General features: G+C 49.5%; 1 pseudogene. It reads right to left on the bottom strand.

Annotation, left to right across the window (positions count from 1 at the left end):
* A pseudogene (locus N8M09_RS11160) lies at window positions 1-212 on the bottom strand (MSCRAMM family adhesin SdrC); the annotation flags it as partial.

The raw sequence follows: 212 nt of genomic DNA, 5'->3' as shown, positions 1-212 counted from the left end.
GCATCTGAATCAGCATCAACAAGTGCCTCAGAGTCAGCATCAACAAGTGCGTCAGAGTCAGCAAGTACATCGGCTTCTGAATCAGCGTCAACAAGTGCGAGCCAATCAGCAAGTACATCAGCATCTGAGTCAGCGTCAACAAGTGCGAGCCAATCAGCAAGCACAAGCGCTTCTGAGTCAGCGTCAACAAGTGCTTCAGAATCAGCAAGTAC

It is taken from the genome of Streptococcus mitis (genome assembly GCF_946190375.1).
GTDB classification, from domain to species: Bacteria; Bacillota; Bacilli; order Lactobacillales; family Streptococcaceae; genus Streptococcus; species Streptococcus mitis_CJ.
This window is presented reverse-complemented; position numbering and strand designations above follow the sequence as displayed.